The following is a 19,890-nucleotide window of genomic DNA, read 5'->3' as shown; positions in this document are numbered from 1 at the left end:
CGAGCGTGACCGGTGCCGTCTAGACGACGAACCGCCCCGCATGATCTGCGGGGCGGTTCGTCGTCGATCGTGCGGTCAGTGCGCGACCGGTGCCGTCTCGACGGACTCCGTCGGCAGCACAAGCTGCTCGATTCTGCTCGGCAGCAGCAGCGCTGCGATGAAGCAGGCGACTCCCGTGGCAGCAGCGATCAGGAAGGCGATCTTGAAACCGTCGGCGGTGTAGAAGATGTAACCGCCAGTCATCTCCGCCGGGATCGGGGCGATGTACGAGTTGTTCATCACGGTGAAGGCGATGACGGGCAGGATCGCCGGGAAGATGCTCTGGAACACGCCCATGATGCTGGCGGTCGACGCCTGAAGCTGCGGGGGCACCGCCGCGATGACGAGGTTCGGAATCGACGCGTAGCCGAGACCCATGCCGAGACCGACGAGTCCGGCGAACACGATGAGCAGCCCCTTGCTGTCATTGGAGAACGCGGTCAGCGTGCATCCGAGTGCCGCGATGACGCCTCCGGAGGCGAGCAGGAGTCGCGGCGCGACATTGCGTCCGACGAAGATGCCGACGATCAGGCCTCCGACAACGGTCATCGCGCCGATCGGCGCCTGGAAGATCGCGAAGCCTTCGGCGTCGACGCCGAAACCGTAGCCCAGGCCCATGATCGCCGGAGTCATCGCGAGCATCGGGAGCAGCAGCGAGTAGAGGCCGCTGACACCGTAGACGCAGCCCGCACCGATCGCGGTGAATGCGACGGAACGACGACCGAGCACCGTGAGGTCGATCAACGGCTCCTTGACCACTACGGCCGACACACCCCACGCGATGACGAGCGCGATACCGCCCAGCAGGTACGCCAGGGTCGAGACGGCGGTCCAGCCCCACGTCGGGCCGAAGCTGACACCGATCAAGATGCCTGCGATGCCCGCGCCGAGAAGGGCTGCACCGACCAGGTCCATGCGTGCACGCAGACGGACCGACGACTCGTCGGTACTGACGAAGAGCATCCCGCCGAGAACAACCAGGGCGACGACCATGAACCAGAAGACTCCGCGGAATCCGTACTCGTCGATGAGCCAACCTGCGATGAACGGCGCCGGGATCGCGATGAGACCCATTCCCGAGGTCGCGATACTCACTGCGAGCGCCACCGTCTTGGGCGGGAACACGTCGCGGATCAGCGAGTAGCTGAGGAACAGGCACGGGATGAGCAGTCCCGCCATTCCACGTCCGAGCAGCATGATCGCGTAGTTCGGTGCGACAGCGGAGACAAACGAGCCCAGGGCCGCGATCCCGATGCACGCGAGCAGCAGCTTGCGCTTACCGTGCATGTCGGCCAGCTTGCCGATGAGCGGAGCCGTCATCGCGCCGACCAGCAAGAAGGAGGTGAGAAGCCAGGCGCCCTGCGTGGTCGCGTAGTGCGCGCTGATCTCCGGCTGCGCCATCGAGATCATCAGATAGCTGATCGCCAGCATCTCGAGGACGAGGACGATCGACAGGAGCGAGAAGACGAGCCGCGGCGTCCAACGCTCGCCCGCTGTCGCGCCGGGCGCCGTGCCGGGTTGGGTGGTGGAGACCATCGTGAGGTCCTTTCAAGGACGGCCGTTCGAGCCCGCCGACCTCGACCTCTTCAGGCCGCTTGATCGTGGACTCTCCACGGCCCGGAGGGAGTGGAAGACACTCCCGGGCCGTGGAGACCGACCCGGGGGTGTCGGACACATCACATTCCCTGCGCCGTGTGTCACACCATACAAATTCCCGCACAACGGGAAGTCACACTTCGCGACCAGGCTTTTCTTATTAGAAAACTGCAGGTCACCCCGGGTCCTTGATGAGTAGCAGGGTTCGCCGGGTCCAGCCACCGGCCACTAGTTCGCCGACCCGGGTGCGACGGCCTGGAACACCTCGTCCGTCAGGCGTCTTGAATCCGTGCGAACGGACGAGCCGCTTCGAGTTCGTACGAGAGCTCGAGGAGCGTGCGCTCGGCACCCATGTCGGCGGAGAAGTGGATGCCGATCGGCAGACCGCCCGGAGTCTGCCCGAGAGGCAGGGAGACGGCTGGTGTTCCGCTGACATTGTTGGCGGGTGTGAACGACACGTAGCGGGTGAGCTTGTCGAACACCTCGTCGAAGTCGCCCGACGGCGAGAGGACGCCGATCTCCGGAGTCACGTGAGCGAGGGTTGGTGAGAGGACGACGTCGAAGTCCCTCGTCAGTCCGATGAACGCCTTGGTCCCGCGGTTCAGGCCGCGGATCGCGAACGGGAGACGGTAGAAGCGGCGCAGGAACCGGTTCGACAGTCCACGAGTGAACGGATCGATCTGCGAGTTGTCGAAGCCCTTGCCGACTGTGAACTTTCCCAGTCGGTCGATGCCGAACGCCATCAAGGCCCAGTAGTCGGCGAAGTCGTCGACGAACGACCGGTCGACCGGCAGCGGGACTGTCGTCACCGAATGGCCGAGGGACTCCAGCAACTCGACGGTGTCGTTCAGCGCGGAATCGGTTGCCGGATCGAGGAGATGCCCGGTGATCGGCACATTCACCAGTGCGACCCGTAGTCGCTTGTCGCCAGGCCCTTCTACACGGCCGACCGGAGGCAGGTCTTTTGCAGGTGCCCGCCGTTCGACGTCGGCGAGGAATGCCGCGCTGTCCCGGACACTGCGCGTGATGACACCGTTGCTTACCAGGTCGATCGGCAGGTCCTTCGCCATCTTCGACGGCGCCGTCCGCCCGCGCGTCGGCTTCAGGCCGACCAGACCGCACGCAGCCGCGGGGATGCGGATGGAGCCGCCGCCGTCGTTCCCGTGCGCGATCGGCAGGACTCCTGCGGCGACGAGTGCGGCTGCGCCGCCGGACGACGCCCCCGACGAGAAATCGGTGTCCCACGGGTTGCGGGTCGGTTCCCGGTCGACGAACTCGGTAGTCGCCGTCAGTCCGTAGGCCGGAGTGGTCGACGCTCCGATCACGTTGAGACCGGTTCCGACGAACTGATCGGAGAACGCTTCGTTCTCGGTCGCCTTCACATCCGGTGTCGCGGCCGAACCGTTCCGGGTGGCGATCCCTGCGAAAGCCGTGTTGTTCTTGATCGCCGACGGCACACCCGCGAAGACTCCGTCGAACGTGCCCGCGGCCCGCGACCGTGCACGCTCCCGGTCGTCGACGACAAGCGCGTTGATCGTCGGCTCCACGACGTCCAGTCGGGCGAGGGTCGCGTCGAGCACTTCCGCGGCACTGACCTCACCCGATGCGATCCGCTGCGCAACGCCCAGCGCGTCGAGGTCGCCGAGTGCGTCAGCGGCGAAAGCATGCACATGTTTCATGGTTACGCAGCGTACTTCGTCCGACACCCGTGACGCGATGCACATCAGGAGGGTAGGAATTGAAGCATGCAGCTGAGATTCACCCCATCCGAAGAAGCCTTCCGGACCGAGCTCCGGGAGTTCTTCACCACCGAGATCCCCGAGGACATCCGACGGCGCAACGCCGAAGGAAAGACCATCTACCCGGACGACATCGTCACCACGACGCAGATCCTGAACAAGCGCGGCATCGCCGTCCCCGCGTGGCCGGTGGAGGCGGGCGGCCAGGACTGGACGCCGGTGCAGCATCACATCTGGCGGGAGGAGATGGCGCTCAACTTCGTCCCCGACCTCCTGCCGTTCAACGCGGGCATGGTCGGTCCGGTGATCGCTCAGTTCGGCAACGACGCGCAGAAGGAACGCTTCCTCCCGATCACCCGGAATCTCGACCTCTGGTGGTGCCAGGGGTTCTCCGAGCCCGAAGCGGGCAGTGACCTCGCCTCGCTGAAGACCCGGGCCGTCCGCGACGGCGACCACTACGTCGTCAACGGCCAGAAGACGTGGACCACCCTCGGCCAGTTCGCCAAGTGGATCTTCATGCTGGTCCGCACCGATCCCGACGTGAAGAAGCAGGCCGGCATCAGCTTCCTGCTGATCGACCTCGACACCCCCGGCATCGAGATGCGCCCGATCCAACTGATCGACGGCGGGTACGAGGTCAACGAGGTCTTCTTCAGTGACGTGCGCGTGCCCGTCGAGAATCTCGTCGGCGAAGAGAACCAGGGTTGGACGATCGCCAAGTTCCTGCTCGGCAACGAACGGTCCGGCATCGCCCGTGTCGGGTACACGAAGACGAAGCTCGCCCGCGCCAAGAAGCTCGCCAGCGAGATCACCACGCCGAACGGGACGCTGCTCGACGATCCGGCGATCGCATCCCGCCTCGCCGACCTGGAGAATCAGCTCCTTGCGCTCGAGATCACACAGCTCCGCGTGGTCGCGGGCTCGGCGAACGGCAAGCAGAACCCGGCGTCGTCGCTGCTGAAGCTGCGCGGCTCCGAACTGCAGCAGGAGGCGATGGAACTCCTCGCCGACATCGCCGGTCCGGATTCGCTGCCCGTCGCGGGCGTCGACGCCGCGGACGCCAACGGGACCGCCGACGTGGCGTCTCCCGAGTGGGCCCAGCTCACGGTTCCGACCTACCTCAACTACCGCAAGGTCACGATCTACGGCGGCTCGTCCGAAGTGCAGCGCCAGATCATCGACAAGGCCGTGCTGGGCCTCTAGGCCCACCAGACTCACCAGGGAACACAAATGGAATTCGACCTCTCCGAAGAACAGGTGATGTTGCGCGACACCGTCCGCGACGTCCTGACCTCCACCTACGATGTGGAGACCCTCCGATCCGTCACCGACACCGACCTCGGGTGGAGCCGCGAGTTGTGGAACTCGCTCGCCGAGATCGGCATCCTCGGTCTCGTCTTCAGCGAAGACGACGGCGGCATGGGCGCAGGCCCGGAGGAACTGTCCGTCGTCATGGGTGAGCTCGGTGCGAGTCTCGCACCCGAGCCGCTGCTCGGATCGGTGATCGTGCCCGGCATGCTCGTCGCCCGCACCGCAGACGACGCAATCCGCGCTGACATCATCGGCGGGCTCTCGTCGGGCGAACGTCTGCTCGCGTTCGCGCACACCGAGCCCGGCGACCGGTGGCCACACGCCGCGGTCAAGACGACGGCCGTCGGCGGGAAGCTGACCGGGACCAAAACCCTCGTCGACCACGGCGACGTGGCCGACACCTTCGTCGTCTCCGCTCGCGAGACAGACGGGACGATCGGGCTGTATCTCGTCGCCGCGGACGCCGACGGTCTGACCCGCAGCGCGTACCGGACACACGACCGCCGACGAGGTGCGCAGGTCGAGCTGACCGGTGCCACCGGAACACGCCTGGGCAGCGGCGACGCGTCTCAGGTGATCTCCGACGTCGAGGTCGCGACACAGTCTGCGCTGTGCGCCGAGGCGGTCGGAGCGATGACACGCGCCCTGCAGCTGACGGTCGAGTACCTGAAGACGCGCAAGCAGTTCGGCGTCCCGCTCGCTACGTTCCAGGCGCTCACGCATCGCGCCGCCGACATGTACGTGTCGAACGAGCTCGCGCAGAGCATGAGCACGTACTTCACGGCAGCCCTGGCCGACGGCGACTACGACCCGATCATCGCGTCCCGTGCCAAGCTGCAGATCTGTCGCAGTGGACGGCACGTGGGTCAGGAGGCCATCCAGATGCACGGTGGCATCGGCATGACTGCCGAGTACCCGGTCGGCCACTACGTCAGCCGTCTCACCGCGATCTCGCACACTCTCGGCGACGCCGACTCGCACCTGGCGCGACTCTCCGGCTCGGTGTCCGAGTGGGACATGGTGACCGTCGGCTGACTGACGTTCGTAGTACCGACACGTATCCGGCGACCATCCGGCCCTGAGCTCCGGAAGGGGCGGAATACGTGTTGGTACTACGAGATGTGGATCACGCTACCGAAAGTCACAGCAACTGGTTTAGGGTGACGACCATGGCTGAACCCATCATCGAAGACTCGATCGACGTCAACGCAACGCCCGAGGCCGTCTGGTCTGTGATCAGCGACCTTCCGCGCATGGGCGAGTGGAGCCCGCAGTGCAAGAAGATGATCGTGTTCGGCGGTGAGGTCAAGAAGGGTGCCCGCACGCTCAACGTGAACCGCCGCGGGCCGCTCGTGTGGCCGACCAACGCGAAGATCGTCACCTTCGACAAGGACCGCGAGATCGCCTTCCGCATCTCCGAGAACCACACCGTCTGGTCGTACAAGATCGACGCAACCGAGACCGGCTCTCGCGTCACCGAGTCGCGTGTCGCCGAAGGCGGCAAGACCACTGCACTGTCGGCGTTCCTCGTCGACAAGGTGTTCGGCGGCAACGACTCCTTCGAGGACGAGCTCCGCGAAGGCATCCGCGAGACTCTCGGCAAGATCAAGCGCGCCGCGGAAAGCGTCTGAGCTCTGGCCTAGACTCGGGGGCAATGAATCCGCTCCCGGTCAGCAGTTCCGCCGGAGCCCGACCGAGGAGGAATCTCCGGTGGCACGACGCCCCAAGGGTCCCGACGCACGCACCGGCGTCGGACACCTGATCGACCTGTTCAATCAGACTGTTCCGCCGATCCATCCGCGCGGCATCCCGTTCGTCGCGGCACCTGCCGCTGTCGCGGTCCTGGGCCGCAGCAAGCCGTGGATCTCACGCCCGGCGATGGCGCTCGCCGGTGCGTCGGCGCTGTTCTTCCGCCACCCGTCCCGGGTCCCCCCGAAGGGCGCGGGGCTGGTGGTGGCACCCGCTGACGGCACCATCGCGATCGTCGACGAGATGGTCCCCCATCCTGAGCTCGGTCTCGGTGATCAGCCGCTGCCGCGTATCTGCACGTTCCTGTCGGTGTTCGACGTCCACGTACAACGCGTCCCGATCGCCGGTCGAGTCCTGTCGGTGGTCCACAAGCCCGGCGAGTTCCTGTCGGCCGATCTACCCGAAGCGAGCACGGCGAACGAGCGCACGTCGATGACCATCGAGACTCCCGAGGGGCCGCAGGTCGGTGTTGTGCAGATCGCCGGTTTGATCGCCCGCCGCATCGTCAACGACGCCGAGGTCGGACACGACCTCGTTCTCGGCGACACGTACGGGCTCATCCGCTTCGGCTCACGCGTCGACGTCTTCCTGCCTGCGGGCACGGTCCCGAAGGTCTCCGTCGGACAGCGTGCTGTCGGCGCCGAGACAGTCTTCGCGGACCTGAGCTGATGGCCGACGGACCGACCCGCCCACGCCTGGGCCGGCGCCGTCGTGACGGCGCACCGCGTCGCCGTGCCCGTGTCGCCGGTCAGACGCGGCGACGCAGCGACCGCGAGCGTCGCCATTCGTTGCGGGACGGCCGGATGTTCCTGCCGTCCGCACTCACGATTCTTGCTGTCTGCGCAGGTCTGAGCGCTGTTCGTTTCGCCGACGAAGGCAAGATCGACCTCGCGCTCGGACTCCTGGTGATCGCCGCAGTGCTCGACGGCCTCGACGGCCGTGTCGCACGCATGATGGACGCGACCACCAAGATCGGCGCCGAGATCGACTCCCTCGCGGACGCCATCAACTTCGGTGTGGCGCCCGCACTGATCGTCTACTCCGCGGTCCTGCGCGACGCCGACTCCATGGGCAAGGACGTCGGCTGGATCCTGGTCCTCATCTACTGCGCGGCGATCGTTCTACGGTTGGCACGGTTCAACACCCTGCTCGACGACGATGACGCCCCGGCGTACACGAAGGAGTTCTTCGTCGGCGTGCCCGCTCCCGCGGCGGCCGTGATGGCGTTGCTTCCGGTCGGCATGATGCAGCACTTCGGGTCGGGCTGGTGGACGTCGACGGCCGCGGTCGGATCGTGGATGGTGTTCGTCGCGCTGCTAGCGGTGAGCCGCGTGCCGACGCTGTCGTTCAAGACGGCCCGAGTACGCCCGAGTGCGCTCGCCGGGTTGCTGATCGTGGTCGCTGCGGCCGCAGCACTGCTGATGACGTTCCCTTACCTGCTGATGGTGATCGGTGTTCTCGCATACCTCGCGCACATGCCGTTCGCGTGGCGGATGCAGCGGTTGGTCGCGGCCAGGCCCGAGCACTGGGAGGTCCCCGCGCGTGACCGTCGCCTCCAGCGACGCGACGAGCGTCGTGCCGCGGGCGGCAACGGTGTCCGTCGTCGACGGGTGGCCCCTCGCACGTCTGCACGACTGGGTCTGCGGCGTCCCACTCCGCGGACCGAACGCCATGCCGACGACGTCATCGAGGACTGAGACGTGCCGGGACCGTCGCTCGCACTCACCGCACGCCTGAACACCTCGGCCGCCGACTCGCGTCGTGGACTCGTCCGCGTCCACCCGGAGGTGCTGGCCGCGCTGTCGTTGCGGGAGTGGGACGCGATCAGCCTCACCGGCGCACGGACTGTCGCCTCGGTGGTGGCCCGGGCGTCGGACGACGTGCCTCCCGGCACGCTTCTGCTCGACGACATCACGTTCTCCAATCTCGGTGTCCGCGAGAACTCCCAGGTCGTCGTCGGACCGGTGACCGTCTACGGCGCGTCGAAGGTGACGGTGAGCGGATCGTCGGCGGCAGTGTCCGCGGTGTCGGACGCGGCCCTGCGCCGTGCGCTGCTCGGCAAGGTCGTGTCGGTCGGCGACGCCGTGTCGCTCCTCCCCCGCGACCTCGGCCCCGATCTCGCAGCAAGTGAAGCCACTCAGTCGATGGCCCGCACTCTCGGCATCACATGGACCAACGAACTGCTGACCGTCACCGCGACCGAGCCCGCGGGCCCGGTCAGCGTGCAGACCACCACCGCCGTGATCTGGGCACACCCGTCGATGCTCCCCGCACCCGTCGCTCCTCCCGCTGCCGGTCCGGCGCCTGTCGAAGCACCGGATCGCCGTACGCCCGCACCCGAGCACCGGCCGCGCGCGACGTCCGAACTCGTGGGCGTCGACACCCAGGTGGCCAGGCTGACGGACTGGCTGTCGGTGACTCTCGACTCCCCCGACATCCTGGCCGCCCTCGGGGCGCAGCCGCGTCTCGGTGTGCTGGTGACCGGCCCGTCGGGTGTCGGCAAGGCGACCGTCGTGCGGTCGGTGAGCGCCGATCGACCGTTCGTCGAGATCGACGGACCCACGACGGGTGCGCTCATCGCCGAGAGCCGTCGCACCGCGGTCGCATCGGCGGTGGCGCGGTTGCGTGCCCAGGGTCCTGGCGTTCTGTTGATCACCGACGTCGACGCGCTGCTTCCGGTGGACGCCGATCCGGTGTCGACATTGATCCTTGACGACCTCAGATCCGCGCTCGGGAGCGGCACTGTGGCGCTGGTCGCGACGACCGCCGATGCCACGAAGGCCGATCCGCGGCTACGCGAGCCCGACCTGTGCGACCGGTCGTTGACCATCGGCCTCCCCGACGCTCCCCTACGGGCAAAACTACTGGCAGCGATCCTGCGAGGCGTGCCAGTCGACGGTGAACTCGACTTCGACGACATCGCCGCACACACTCCGGGATTCGTCGCCGCCGACCTCGCCGCCGTGGTGCGCGACGCCGCGCTGCGGGCAGCAGCGCGTGCCGCCGAGACCGCCGAAGCACCTGCGTTGCGGACCTCTGATCTCGCCGACGCGCTGACCGTCGTCCGTCCCGCGTCGCGGCTGGAGTCGCCCGACGTGGCGCTCGGTTCGATCACGCTCGACGACGTCGGCGACATGGTGGAGACCCGGCAGGCCCTCACCGAAGCTGTCCTGTGGCCGCTCCAGCACCCGGACACCTTCACCCGATTGGGTGTCGACCCGCCGCGCGGCGTCCTGCTGTACGGCCCGCCCGGCTGCGGTAAGACGTTTGTCGTTCGGGCACTCGCCGCGTCGGGGCGACTGTCGGTTCACACCGTCAAGGGCGCGGAGCTGCTCGACAAGTGGGTCGGCGCGTCCGAGCGTGCGGTCCGAGACCTCTTCACCAGGGCGCGAGAGTCGGCACCGTCGTTGATCTTCCTCGACGAGGTCGATGCTCTCGCACCCCGTCGTGGCGGTTCCACCGACTCTGGAGTGGCCGACCGAGTGGTCGCCGCGCTGCTGACCGAGTTGGACGGCGTCGAACCGCTGTCGGACGTGGTGGTCCTCGGCGCGACGAATCGGCCCGACCTCATCGATCCAGCGCTGTTGCGTCCCGGCCGTCTCGAGCGGCTCGTGTTCGTCCCGCCGCCGGACGCCGAGGCACGCGCCGACATCCTGCGCGCGTCGTCGCGCAATGTCCCGCTCGCCGGGATCGACCTCGACGCCCTCGCCGTCGATTTGGACGGATACTCCGCAGCCGACTGCTCCGCGCTCCTGCGCGAAGCGGCACTGGCCGCGATGCGTCGCGACATCAACGCCGCGACGGTCACCTCCGCCGATCTCGACGTTGCGCGCACCGCCGTCCGCCCGTCCCTCGATCCCGATCAGGTAGCCGAGCTCGAGGCGTACGCCGAGCGTCGTCGCAGCTAGTCCGAGCTTCCAGCGCACTGGCATGGAGTCTCCAGCTTCCTGCCAGGTTGCACGGGTTCTCTTGTAGTCGACAGCGGCAGTCGTGCCGCACGACACGAAGGAATCATCCATGAGCGATCCCCAGGACCAGACACCCGACACCCCGACTGCCGAACTCGACGCCACGGCCGCCCCGACCGAGCCCAGCCCGCACCCTGAACCGGCCGTCTCCCCCACACCGCCGGCGGCGTCGAAGGAGCCGGTCGTGGTCCCGGTTCAGCGGAGGTTCCTGATCGCCGGGTCTGTGGTCGGCGCCATCGCGGTCGTCGGGCTGTCGTTCGGCGCGGGTTTCCTCGTCGGCGACCACTCCGGAAACGACTCCGATCGCCGTCACGGCCGGATCGAGGTGATGCGGTTCGAGGATCGATCGGATCAGCAAGGCCAGTTCCCCGGCCTCCAGCAGTTCCCTGGCCAGGGCGAGGTCCCCAACTTCCGGATGCGGCCGCAGGAGGGCTCACCCGACGAGTCCACCGCCCCCGCAACCCCCTCCACTCCCACCCCATCCGCCTAACGCGGGCTTCGACGACGAACGCTGCCTTCGTCGACACAGATCGACGCTTCGTCGACAAACGCGGCCTTGCTGAAGGCCGCGTTTGTCGGTGGGGGTCGCGAGAGCTTTTCCGTACCTGTTCGGCGTTGGTCTTGGGTTCGGTTCAAAGATGCTGGAGACAGCGGAGGTGGCCGGTTGAGCGCTCCCTGTCCCGCTGGCATCTGGTCAAAGCTTCTTTTGACCAGATCCCGAAGGGATCGAAGCCCGAACGAGCAGCGGAAACCGCTCGCCGCGACCTTCACTGACAGACGCGGCCTTCACAAGGGCCGCGTTTGCTGACGAAGCGTCGATCTACGTCGCGGAAGGCAGCGTTCGTCTCCGAAGTCCGCGGGACGCACAGAGCGACGAACCTGTGGACAACGTGGGTGTGTTTTTCGTGTTCACGTAGTTCACTACGGGCATGTGGCCGGTGAACAGGTACGGAATCGTCAGTCGGGCAGCTGCGTTGGATGCCGGGCTCCCGGAACGCCGGGTCACCGAGGCCGTCAGGTCAGGTGAGTTACAGGTCGTCGGACGCGGGCAGTATCTACCGGGCAGCACGCTCTCGGGTAGCACCAGACCGGCCGCACTGCTGTACCGGAAACGATGCATCGCCGCTGCGACTGGACCGGGACGGCTGGTACTGAGCCATGATTCCGCGGCTGCCGTCCACGGACTTGAGCTCCTCTACCCCGACACCGTTCACGTCCATCTGACAAACGGACGCTCGGGAGGTGGATACACGCGGCCGCGGAGAATCGTGCATCCGGGGGCCCTCTCCGACGACGACGTCGTGGAGATCGACGGCGTGCTGGTCACCAGCCTCGAGCGGACAGTCGTCGACATCGCGCTCGCATCGTCCCGCTTCGCGCAGTCCCTGACCGTCCTCGACTGTGGACTAGCCAACGGCCTCACCGACGACGGCTTGCAACGCGACTTCTCCACTCCGCGCAGGGGCGTGTCTCTGGCCCGGCGCGCGCTGAGCTTCGCAGACGGACGTTCCGAGTCGCCAGGCGAATCGTGGAGCCGCGCGCAGATGATCGAAGACGATCTCCACCTCCCCGATCTTCAAGTCGAGTACCGGCTCCGATCGGGTCGGACCGCCCGCTGCGACTTCGGGGTACGAGACATCTTCGTCGCCGAGTTCGACGGTCTCGTCAAATACCGCAGAGACATGTGCGACGGCGAGGATCCGGAAGACGTCGTGATCCGAGAGAAGATCCGCGAAGACGAACTCCGCGACCTCGGCCTCGACGTCGCACGGTGGACCTGGCCCGACCTCACCGCACAGCGCGTCACGTCCATCGTCCGAGCTCACTACTCCCGCCTCGGGATCGACCTCTAGCGCGGCTTTAGACGACGAACGCTGCCTTCGTCGACACAGAACGACGCTTCACCGACAAACGCGGCCTTCCTGAAGGCCGCGCTTGTCAGTGAGGGTCGCGAGAGCGTTTCCGCGGTGAGGTGTGCGGTGGTGGGCTTCGGTTCCAAGATGCTGGGGACAGCTGAGGTGGCAGGCTGAGCGCTCCTTGTCCCGATGGCATCTGGTCAACGCATCTTTCAGTCGATCCCGAAGGGATCGAGCCCGACCGCCGGCAAAAGCCGCTCGCCGCGACCCTCATTGGCAAACGCGGCCTTCACAGAGGCCGCGTTTGTCGACGAAGCATCGTTCTATGTCGACGAAGGCAGCGTTCGCAAACGACAGCCGCGAACAGTTACTTCGTCTTGGCGACTTGGTAGAAGACAGTCGACGGGCCGGATGACGCGTCGGCGGAGATGCCCACGTTCACCCAGATCGTGCCGCCGTCGACAGCGCGCGAAAGCGTGACGGTCTGGTTCGCGGCGTCGCCGGTCCGACTCGACTCGACGAAGCCGTCGTCGGTGAGCTTCTTAGTGGCGTTGACGAGCGCGTTACCGTCCGCAGCACCGGCCTGGACCGTGACACTCCAGGTCCCGTGCTTACCGCTCGCGGCCAGAAGTGCGCCTTCGACGAGGGGGACGTCGCCCGACGGGAAATCCGTAGGCAGCTCCACACCGGCACGGTCTGACGTGGTGTCGTCGCTCCCACAAGCGGTCAGAACTGCGACGCCTGCGACGACGGCGAGAAGCGCAGCACATACTCGGAACAAGACGGTCATGGTCGAAACGGTAGAGTAGGGCACAGCAGAACCAGAGTTCCGACACCCCGCCCGCCCCCATTGACCGACGGAGTGGCCCCTTGATCGCAGTGATGATCGCGCTGGCAATAGGCGCGCTCGTTTCACCACCGATCATGAAATTGTGCGGAACCCGAGGGTTCTACGTCCTGGCTCTGATGCCCGCGGCGGCCCTCGTCTGGGTGATGGCGAACTGGCCCGAAGCGAATGCACAACCCCGCACCGAAACCCTGACATGGGTGCCGTCGCTGCAGATGGACATCGACGTCCGCTTCGACACGCTGTCGGCGATTCTCTCGGTGCTCATCCTCGGCGTCGGGTCGCTCGTCCTGGTGTACTGCGCAAACTACTTCGACACCATGCGACGGCGCGTCGAGACGTTCGGTGGTGAGATCGTCGCCTTCGCGGCCGCCATGTTCGGGCTCGTGGTCAGCGACAACACACTGGTCCTGTACGTGTTCTGGGAAGCGACGACGGTCCTGTCGTTCATGCTCGTCGGCTTCAACATGGTCCGCGCCACGTCGCGTCGCGCAGCGACGCAGGCACTGCTGGTGACGACCTTCGGCGGCCTCGCGATGCTCGTCGGCATCATCATGCTCGGCGAACGCACCGGCAGCTACCTGCTGTCCGACCTCATCGCGAACCCGCCGGCAGGCGGAGTGTTCGTCGATGTCGCCGTGGTCTTGATCCTGATCGGCGCGATCTCGAAATCGGCGATCGTGCCGTTCCACTTCTGGCTGCCCGGCGCCATGGCCGCTCCCACTCCAGTCAGCGCGTATCTGCACGCGGCCGCGATGGTGAAGGCGGGCATCTACCTCGTCGCTCGTCTCGCACCGGCGTTCTCCGACCGACTGAGCTGGCAGGTGCTGGTGATCGGCCTCGGCGCGCTCACCATGTTGCTCGGCGGCTGGCGGTCACTCCGCGAGCGCGACCTCAAGCTGATCCTCGCGTTCGGAACGGTGTCGCAGCTCGGCTTCATCATGGTCCTCGTCGGGATCGGCGACGCCGGAGTGGCCATGGCGGGGCTCTCGATGGTGATCGCGCACGCACTGTTCAAAGCGTGCCTGTTCATGGTCGTCGGCATCATCGACCACTCCACCGGCACTCGTGACATCCGACTCCTCGCCCGCCTCGGGCATCGTCTCCCGGCGCTCGCCGCCATCGCGGCCGTCGCAGGCGCGAGCATGGCTGGACTTCCGTTCACGTTCGGCTTCGTCGGCAAGGAGACGGCGTTCGGCGCCGTCTGGAACACCGACGCACTCGACACGTGGGCTGCCTACACGGTCGACATCACGCTGCTCATCGGTTCGATCATCACCTTCGCGTACACGACGCGCTTCCTGTGGGGCGCGTTCGGCCGCAAGGTACGCACGTTCCCGACCAGGCCGGTGGCCGCTCTGCACCCGCCGAATGCCGCGTTCCTCGCGCCGCCTGCGATCCTGGCCGCCGCCGGTGTCGCCGCAGGGTTCGCCGCAGGCTGGATCGGCGAGCAGTTCGTCCCGTACGCGAAGACACTGCCCGACTACGGTCACGAACTCGAGCACCTCGCGATGTGGCACGGGTTCGGTCTGCCGATCGTCTTCTCGATCATCGTTGTCGTCTGCGGGACGTCGCTGTTCCTGTTCTTGCGGAAGCGGCGCCGCAAGGTGTTCAAGAACCCGCCGCCGTTGAACGCCGACCGCGTGTACGACGCCACCCTCCGCGGCGCGGACACCCTGTCGCTCTTCGTGACGAAGTACACGCAGCGCGGTTCCCTTCCCCTGACCCAAGCCGTGATCCTCTCGACCGCGGTCCTGTTGCCCGTCATCGCTTTGGCCCTCGGCAATCGTGACGCGTTGCAGGTCCGCGGATTCGACAACGTCGAGCAGGCCGTGGTCGGCGTCCTGATGACGGCGGCCGCGATCTCCGTGACGGTCCTACGCAACCGTCTCGCGGCGACCCTCGTGGTCGGTCTCACCGGTTACGGCTGCGGCGCGCTCTTCGCGATGTACGGCGCGCCCGACCTCGCGCTCACCCAGTTCCTGGTGGAGAGCGTCACGCTCGTCGTGTTCGTGCTGGTGCTGCGCAAGCTCCCGTCCGAACCCGCGTCCCGCCACACCACCGGGTTCAAGCCCGGACGCGCTCTGATCGGTCTCGCGTTCGGCGCGATGCTCGTGATGATCGGGTTGTTCGCCGCCGCCGCGCGCTCCACCGAACCGCTCCAACTCCGTCTCGGTGATGCCGCGTACACGTTCGGCCACGGCTCCAACACCGTGAACGTCCTGCTCGTCGACATCCGCGCGTGGGACACCCTCGGCGAGGTCTCCGTACTGATCGTCGCAGCCACAGGTGTCGCGTCGATGGTGTTCCGGAGCCGCCGTTTCGGCGCCGTTCCCCGCATCACCGACGCGGCCCGACTCCAGGCGGGTCTGATCGACGACGACGTCGTATCCGACCGCACCACGTGGCTCCGCGGCAGTGAGCTCCGCGATCCGCGCCACCGGACGATGGTCCTCGAAGCGACCACCCGAGTGGTGTTCCCGACCCTGGTGATCCTGTCGATCTACCTGTTCTTCGCAGGCCACAATGCTCCAGGAGGCGGATTCGCGGGCGGACTCGTCATGGGCCTCGCGTTGGTCCTCCGCTACCTCGCAGGCGGGCGCTACGAACTCGGCGAAGCACTGCCCGTCGAAGCCGGAACCATCCTCGGCGCAGGCCTGCTGGTCTCGGCGACGACCGCTGTCACCTCGCTGTTCCTCGGGGCGCCCGCGTTGTCCTCCGCGGTCATCGACCTCGAACTGCCGGTGTTCGGAAGCGTCCACATCGTCACCGCACTGTTCTTCGACCTCGGTATCTACCTGATCGTCGTCGGGCTGGTGCTCGACGTGCTCCGCAGCCTCGGCGCGCGCCTGGAGACACCGGAAGACGCCCCCGCCCCCGAGCCGTCGGAGGCAGTTAAGTGAGCGTGAACCTCGGACTTCTCGTCATCGCGGGCGTCCTCGCCGCCTGCGGCGTATACCTGCTGATGGAACGCAGCCTGATCCGCATGCTGTTCGGCCTCATGCTCGTCGGCAACGGCATCAACCTGCTGATCGTCACCCTGTCCGGTCCGCCCGGAAACCCGCCGATCCGCGGACGCTCGTCGGCCGGACAGACCGCCGACGCCGATCCCCTGGCGCAGGGCATGGTGCTGACCGCCATCGTCATCACCATGGGGGTCGCCGCATTCGTGCTGGCTCTGACCTACCGTCTGTTCGTCATCAACCGCCGCGGCCCCGAGGCTGCGGCCCCCGACGTGGAACCGACGTCCACCGAGGGCGCGGTGAGCGACGACGACGTCCAGGACGACCCGGAAGACGTGAAGATCGCGACCAGCACACTCCAGACCTTCCCCGACCGCGACCGCTCCGACGACCCGCTCACCGGCGCTGACACCGTCGCAGGCGACTTCTTCGACGATCACGGCAACCCGCTGACCGCGGAGGAGTTCGAGAAGGTGCACCTCGGCGTCATCGAGACCGATCTCATGCCGGAAGACGCGGTGTTGATCGCACACCTCGTCGAGGACGGCGACGACATGCCCGAGGATCTCGACGACGAGACCAGCGGCGGGGGTGATCGATGACCCCGCAGGCCTCGTGGATCGGTGTACTCATCATCCTCCCGACCCTCGCCCCGATGCTCGGCGCGGCGCTGACGCTGCTGAGGGGTCGCAGTCCGAACGTCCAGCGCCCGGTGACCGTCGGCGCCATCACGATCGCACTCGTCGCGTCGGCGATGATGCTGTATCTGACCAGCGTGCACGGCACGTTCGCGGTCAACATCGGTGGATGGGGCGGACGCGACGGGGGCGACTCGCCGCTCGGAATCACGCTCGTCGTGGATCGTCTCGCCGCGCTGATGCTTGTCGTGTCGACGACTGTTCTCCTGTGCGTCGTGGTCTACGCCATCGGACAGGGCATCCGGGACGGCACGACCGAGCAGCCGGTGTCGATCTTCCTTCCGACTTACCTGATCCTCACGGCAGGTGTCTGCAACGCCTTCCTCGCGGGCGACCTGTTCAACCTGTACGTCTCGTTCGAGGTCCTGCTCGCCGCATCGTTTGTGCTCCTCACCCTGGGCGCCAGCGCCGAACGCGTCCGGGCGGGCGCGTCATACGTAATGGTGTCGATGGTGTCGTCGTTGATCTTCCTCGCAGGCATCGCCTTCGCGTACACGACCACCGGCACTCTGAACCTGGCCGAGATGGCAGTTCGGTTGGACGACGTACCTGACGGCACCCGCAACGCGCTCTACGCCGTGCTGTTGGTGGCCTTCGGGATCAAGGCCGCCGTGTTCCCGTTGTCTACGTGGCTGCCCGACTCCTACCCGACGGCGCCCGCTCCGGTCACCGCAGTGTTCGCAGGCTTGCTGACCAAGGTCGGTGTGTACGCGATCATCCGGGCGCACTCGTTGCTGTTCCCAGGCGGCACGATGGACACCGTACTGATGATCGCGGGCCTCCTGACGATGCTCGTGGGCATATTCGGTGCGATCGCCCAGGCAGACATCAAACGTCTCCTGTCGTTCACGCTGGTCAGCCACATCGGCTACATGATCTTCGGCATCGCCGTCGGATCTGTGGAGTCGACGTCGGCCGCCATCTACTACGTCGCGCACCACATCCTCGTGCAGACGACCCTGTTCCTCGTGGTGGGGTTGATCGAACGGCAGGCGGGGTCGTCGTCCCTGCGTCGTCTCGGTGGACTCATCGCAAGCCCGCTGCTCGCGGTGCTGTTCCTGATCCCCGCTCTCAACCTCGGCGGCATCCCCCCGTTCTCGGGTTTCCTCGGCAAGGTCGCACTGCTGCAGGCCGGTGCCGCGCAGGGCTCGGTCTTGTCGTGGGTCCTGATCGCCGGATCGGTGATCACCAGCCTGCTGACGCTGTACGTGATGGCCCGCATCTGGACGAAGGGATTCTGGCGTGCGCGCGCCGACGCCCCCGAGGGCGACATGGCGGCAAGCACTCCGTCGGCACTTGTCGAAGAAGGCACCGACGTGTTGATCCACGATCGTGAGGACGTGGGTCGCATGCCGGTGACGATGGTCGTCCCGACCGCGGCCATGGTCGCGTGCGGCATCGCCTTGACTGTCTGGGCCGGTCCGATCTTCGAGTTCACCGGCAGCGCCGCGCACGCCGTGCTCGACCGCGCCGACTACATCGGCGCGGTGCTGGGCGGATCCAGTGGGGAGGGCGCGCCGTGAGCAACACACCGTTCCCCGACCGACCGCATGCGAAGCCGCGCGGCAAGAGGGCTATCCCGTCGTTCTTCGGGCGACTGTGGCGTTCGGCGCTGCTGTGGTTCGCCTGGCCGATCGTGAAGCTGTACGTGTGGCTCTCCGCACACCTGAAGTTCCCGGTGTGGGCGGGCGGCGACCTCCGTGAGTTCGCGGTGCGACTGTGGAGCCTGTTCTGGCTGGCGTTCGTCTGGGTTCTCCTCTGGGGCGACATCACCTGGGGCAACATCATCGTCGGGTTGGTGTTCGGGTTGGTCGTGATGACCGTGCTCCCGCTCCCCCGAGTGCCTGTGGAAGGGCGGTTGCACCCGCTGGCGGCGATCCGTCTGCTGCTGTCGCTGGTGGTGAACTTCGTGCAGTCGAGTGCCCAGGTCGCGTGGGCCGCCGTCAAACCGGGCCCGCCGCCGCTCGGCGCGGTGGTGCGCGTGCACGTCGCCATCAAGTCCGACCTGGTCCTGACTCTTGCCGTCAACTACATCAACCTGGTGCCGGGAACGATGGTCGTCGAGATCGATCACCTTCGCCGCATGCTGTATGTCCACATCTTCGACGTCAGTAAGCAGAAGTACATCGACGCGTTCTTCAAGCAGACCTCGTATGTGGAACGCCAGTTCATCAAGGCGTTCGAGCGCGACTCCGAATGGCATCCGAGCCCGTTCCACGGCATCGACGACGACTACCACCACGTCCCGTTCAGCGACCGCCAACGTGTCGCCGAGGAAGCCGAACGCGGCAGGCCGTCGCTCGGCAGGCGGCGTCGACGGAAGGACGACGAGTGACATACGTCTGGGGAGTCGCCGCGACGATGCTGCTGATCTCAGTCGTCCTGACCACGTATCGGACGCTGCGCGGCCCGACCACCCTCGATCGCCTGGTGGGTGTCGACGCGATCGTCGCGATTCTGATCTCCGGACTCGCGGTGTGGGTCGCGGCCACCGGTGACACCACCATCGCTGCGGGCATCGTTGTGCTCAGTCTGGTGAGCTTCATCGGTTCGATCGCGGTGGCCCGCTTTCGCAGAAGGGACGACGAATGATCCGCGACATCCTCTCCGCAGTGTTCATTCTGTTCGGGTCGCTTGTGGCGCTGACTGCGGCGATCGGCATCGCGCGGTTCCCCGACACGCTGAGCCGCATGCACGCCGCGACCAAACCGCAGACGTTCGGCATGATCCTCGTGCTCATCGGCACCCTCATCCAACTGCGCGGCCACCCGGACAGCGGGATGTTGATCCTGACCGGACTGTTCACGCTGCTCACGGCCCCGGTGATTGCTCAACGCGTCGGACGCCTCGTGTACCGCGAACAGCGTATCGACGAGCACCTCCTCGACGAGTCGCAGCTTCGCGGCGCCAAGTAGTCCCTACGCTGCTCCCCTCAGGTCCTCACTGCTCCTTGAGCGAGCGGAGCGAGTCGAAAGGCATCCGCCGCGGCCGCGCCCCTGCGAACGGAGCCCCCTGCTCGTTGAGCGAACGAACTGAGTCGAAGCGCGCGCATACCTTTCGACTCACTCCGTTCGCTCAAGGAGCAGTAGGGGTGCGTTCGCTCAAGGAGCAGTAGGGGTGCGTT

17 protein-coding genes are annotated in these 19,890 nt (G+C 66.6%); 14 read left to right on the top strand and 3 right to left on the bottom strand.

Annotated elements, in window-relative coordinates; all coding sequences use genetic code 11:
• Window positions 1-75: 75 nt before the first annotated feature.
• On the bottom strand, window positions 76-1,575 hold the full coding sequence (locus tag JVX90_RS00640) for an MFS transporter (RefSeq protein ID WP_205330583.1): 1,500 nt from the start codon (window positions 1,573-1,575) through the stop codon (window positions 76-78).
• A 332-nt stretch (window positions 1,576-1,907) separates the two neighbouring features.
• A complete protein-coding gene (locus JVX90_RS00635) occupies window positions 1,908-3,314 on the bottom strand; it encodes an amidase (RefSeq protein ID WP_205330582.1) in 1,407 nt (468 codons plus the stop codon).
• Between the two features lie 66 nt (window positions 3,315-3,380).
• Between JVX90_RS00635 and JVX90_RS00630 the strand changes: the two genes are divergently transcribed.
• From JVX90_RS00630 to JVX90_RS00595, 8 genes are all read left to right on the top strand, one after another.
• Window positions 3,381-4,577 carry an acyl-CoA dehydrogenase family protein gene (locus JVX90_RS00630; protein ID WP_205330581.1) on the top strand — a complete coding sequence of 399 codons (1,197 nt, stop codon included), beginning with the start codon at window positions 3,381-3,383 and terminating at the stop codon, window positions 4,575-4,577.
• A 27-nt stretch (window positions 4,578-4,604) separates the two neighbouring features.
• A complete protein-coding gene (locus tag JVX90_RS00625) occupies window positions 4,605-5,720 on the top strand; it encodes an acyl-CoA dehydrogenase family protein (RefSeq protein WP_205330580.1) in 1,116 nt (371 codons plus the stop codon).
• A gap of 134 nt (window positions 5,721-5,854) precedes the next feature.
• Window positions 5,855-6,316: an SRPBCC family protein gene (locus JVX90_RS00620; RefSeq protein ID WP_205330579.1), complete on the top strand. Its 462-nt coding sequence runs from the start codon at window positions 5,855-5,857 to the stop codon at window positions 6,314-6,316.
• A gap of 79 nt (window positions 6,317-6,395) precedes the next feature.
• Entirely contained in the window at window positions 6,396-7,103 is a 708-nt protein-coding gene (locus tag JVX90_RS00615; RefSeq protein ID WP_205330578.1) for a phosphatidylserine decarboxylase, read from the top strand.
• Window positions 7,103-8,131 (top strand): phosphatidylcholine/phosphatidylserine synthase, encoded by a 1,029-nt coding sequence (locus tag JVX90_RS00610; RefSeq protein WP_240193986.1) that lies wholly within the window; start codon window positions 7,103-7,105, stop codon window positions 8,129-8,131. The genes JVX90_RS00615 and JVX90_RS00610 overlap by 1 nt, the downstream gene beginning before the upstream one ends.
• A 3-nt stretch (window positions 8,132-8,134) precedes the next feature.
• On the top strand, window positions 8,135-10,342 hold the full coding sequence (locus JVX90_RS00605; protein WP_205330577.1) for an AAA family ATPase: 2,208 nt from the start codon (window positions 8,135-8,137) through the stop codon (window positions 10,340-10,342).
• A gap of 109 nt (window positions 10,343-10,451) precedes the next feature.
• Window positions 10,452-10,892: a hypothetical protein gene (locus tag JVX90_RS00600; protein WP_205330576.1), complete on the top strand. Its 441-nt coding sequence runs from the start codon at window positions 10,452-10,454 to the stop codon at window positions 10,890-10,892.
• A gap of 439 nt (window positions 10,893-11,331) precedes the next feature.
• Window positions 11,332-12,255 (top strand): type IV toxin-antitoxin system AbiEi family antitoxin domain-containing protein, encoded by a 924-nt coding sequence (locus tag JVX90_RS00595; RefSeq protein ID WP_205330575.1) that lies wholly within the window; start codon window positions 11,332-11,334, stop codon window positions 12,253-12,255.
• 370 nt (window positions 12,256-12,625) lie between these two features.
• On the opposite strand, the gene JVX90_RS00590 is transcribed toward JVX90_RS00595, so the two are convergent.
• Window positions 12,626-13,048 (bottom strand): hypothetical protein, encoded by a 423-nt coding sequence (locus tag JVX90_RS00590; protein ID WP_205330574.1) that lies wholly within the window; start codon window positions 13,046-13,048, stop codon window positions 12,626-12,628.
• A gap of 80 nt (window positions 13,049-13,128) precedes the next feature.
• Here JVX90_RS00590 and JVX90_RS00585 point away from each other — a divergent pair, with 80 nt between their 5' ends.
• The 6 genes from JVX90_RS00585 to mnhG are packed head-to-tail and all read left to right on the top strand — an operon-like array spanning window position 13,129 to window position 19,681.
• The gene (locus tag JVX90_RS00585) at window positions 13,129-16,008 is read left to right on the top strand and encodes a Na+/H+ antiporter subunit A (protein ID WP_205330573.1); all 2,880 of its coding nucleotides are present in this window, start codon (window positions 13,129-13,131) and stop codon (window positions 16,006-16,008) included.
• Window positions 16,005-16,670 carry a Na(+)/H(+) antiporter subunit C gene (locus tag JVX90_RS00580; protein WP_205330572.1) on the top strand — a complete coding sequence of 222 codons (666 nt, stop codon included), beginning with the start codon at window positions 16,005-16,007 and terminating at the stop codon, window positions 16,668-16,670. The genes JVX90_RS00585 and JVX90_RS00580 overlap by 4 nt, the downstream gene beginning before the upstream one ends.
• Entirely contained in the window at window positions 16,667-18,289 is a 1,623-nt protein-coding gene (locus JVX90_RS00575; RefSeq protein WP_205330571.1) for a Na+/H+ antiporter subunit D, read from the top strand. The genes JVX90_RS00580 and JVX90_RS00575 overlap by 4 nt, the downstream gene beginning before the upstream one ends.
• Window positions 18,286-19,101: a Na+/H+ antiporter subunit E gene (locus JVX90_RS00570; protein WP_205330570.1), complete on the top strand. Its 816-nt coding sequence runs from the start codon at window positions 18,286-18,288 to the stop codon at window positions 19,099-19,101. Before JVX90_RS00575 ends, JVX90_RS00570 begins: the two co-directional genes overlap by 4 nt.
• The gene (locus JVX90_RS00565; RefSeq protein WP_008379615.1) at window positions 19,098-19,358 is read left to right on the top strand and encodes a monovalent cation/H+ antiporter complex subunit F; all 261 of its coding nucleotides are present in this window, start codon (window positions 19,098-19,100) and stop codon (window positions 19,356-19,358) included. Before JVX90_RS00570 ends, JVX90_RS00565 begins: the two co-directional genes overlap by 4 nt.
• Window positions 19,355-19,681, top strand: a complete 327-nt coding sequence (gene mnhG / locus JVX90_RS00560; protein ID WP_205330569.1) for a monovalent cation/H(+) antiporter subunit G — start codon at window positions 19,355-19,357, stop codon at window positions 19,679-19,681. The genes JVX90_RS00565 and mnhG overlap by 4 nt, the downstream gene beginning before the upstream one ends.
• Window positions 19,682-19,890 lie beyond the last annotated feature (209 nt).

The sequence above is a fragment of the Gordonia sp. PDNC005 genome (assembly GCF_016919385.1).
Classification (GTDB): domain Bacteria; phylum Actinomycetota; class Actinomycetes; order Mycobacteriales; family Mycobacteriaceae; genus Gordonia.
This window is presented reverse-complemented; position numbering and strand designations above follow the sequence as displayed.

Bases quoted from the DNA above. Each gene is read 5' to 3' on its own strand.
- JVX90_RS00610 (WP_240193986.1), top strand. From the start codon at position 7,103: ATGGCCGACGGACCGACCCGCCCACGCCTGGGCCGGCGCCGTCGTGAC.
- JVX90_RS00575 (WP_205330571.1), top strand. From the start codon at position 16,667: ATGACCCCGCAGGCCTCGTGGATCGGTGTACTCATCATCCTCCCGACC.
- JVX90_RS00630 (WP_205330581.1), top strand. From the start codon at position 3,381: ATGCAGCTGAGATTCACCCCATCCGAAGAAGCCTTCCGGACCGAGCTC.
- JVX90_RS00620 (WP_205330579.1), top strand. From the start codon at position 5,855: ATGGCTGAACCCATCATCGAAGACTCGATCGACGTCAACGCAACGCCC.
- JVX90_RS00590 (WP_205330574.1), bottom strand. From the start codon at position 13,048: ATGACCGTCTTGTTCCGAGTATGTGCTGCGCTTCTCGCCGTCGTCGCA.
- JVX90_RS00595 (WP_205330575.1), top strand. From the start codon at position 11,332: ATGTGGCCGGTGAACAGGTACGGAATCGTCAGTCGGGCAGCTGCGTTG.
- mnhG (WP_205330569.1), top strand. From the start codon at position 19,355: ATGATCCGCGACATCCTCTCCGCAGTGTTCATTCTGTTCGGGTCGCTT.
- JVX90_RS00640 (WP_205330583.1), bottom strand. From the start codon at position 1,575: ATGGTCTCCACCACCCAACCCGGCACGGCGCCCGGCGCGACAGCGGGC.
- JVX90_RS00635 (WP_205330582.1), bottom strand. From the start codon at position 3,314: ATGAAACATGTGCATGCTTTCGCCGCTGACGCACTCGGCGACCTCGAC.
- JVX90_RS00600 (WP_205330576.1), top strand. From the start codon at position 10,452: ATGAGCGATCCCCAGGACCAGACACCCGACACCCCGACTGCCGAACTC.
- JVX90_RS00625 (WP_205330580.1), top strand. From the start codon at position 4,605: ATGGAATTCGACCTCTCCGAAGAACAGGTGATGTTGCGCGACACCGTC.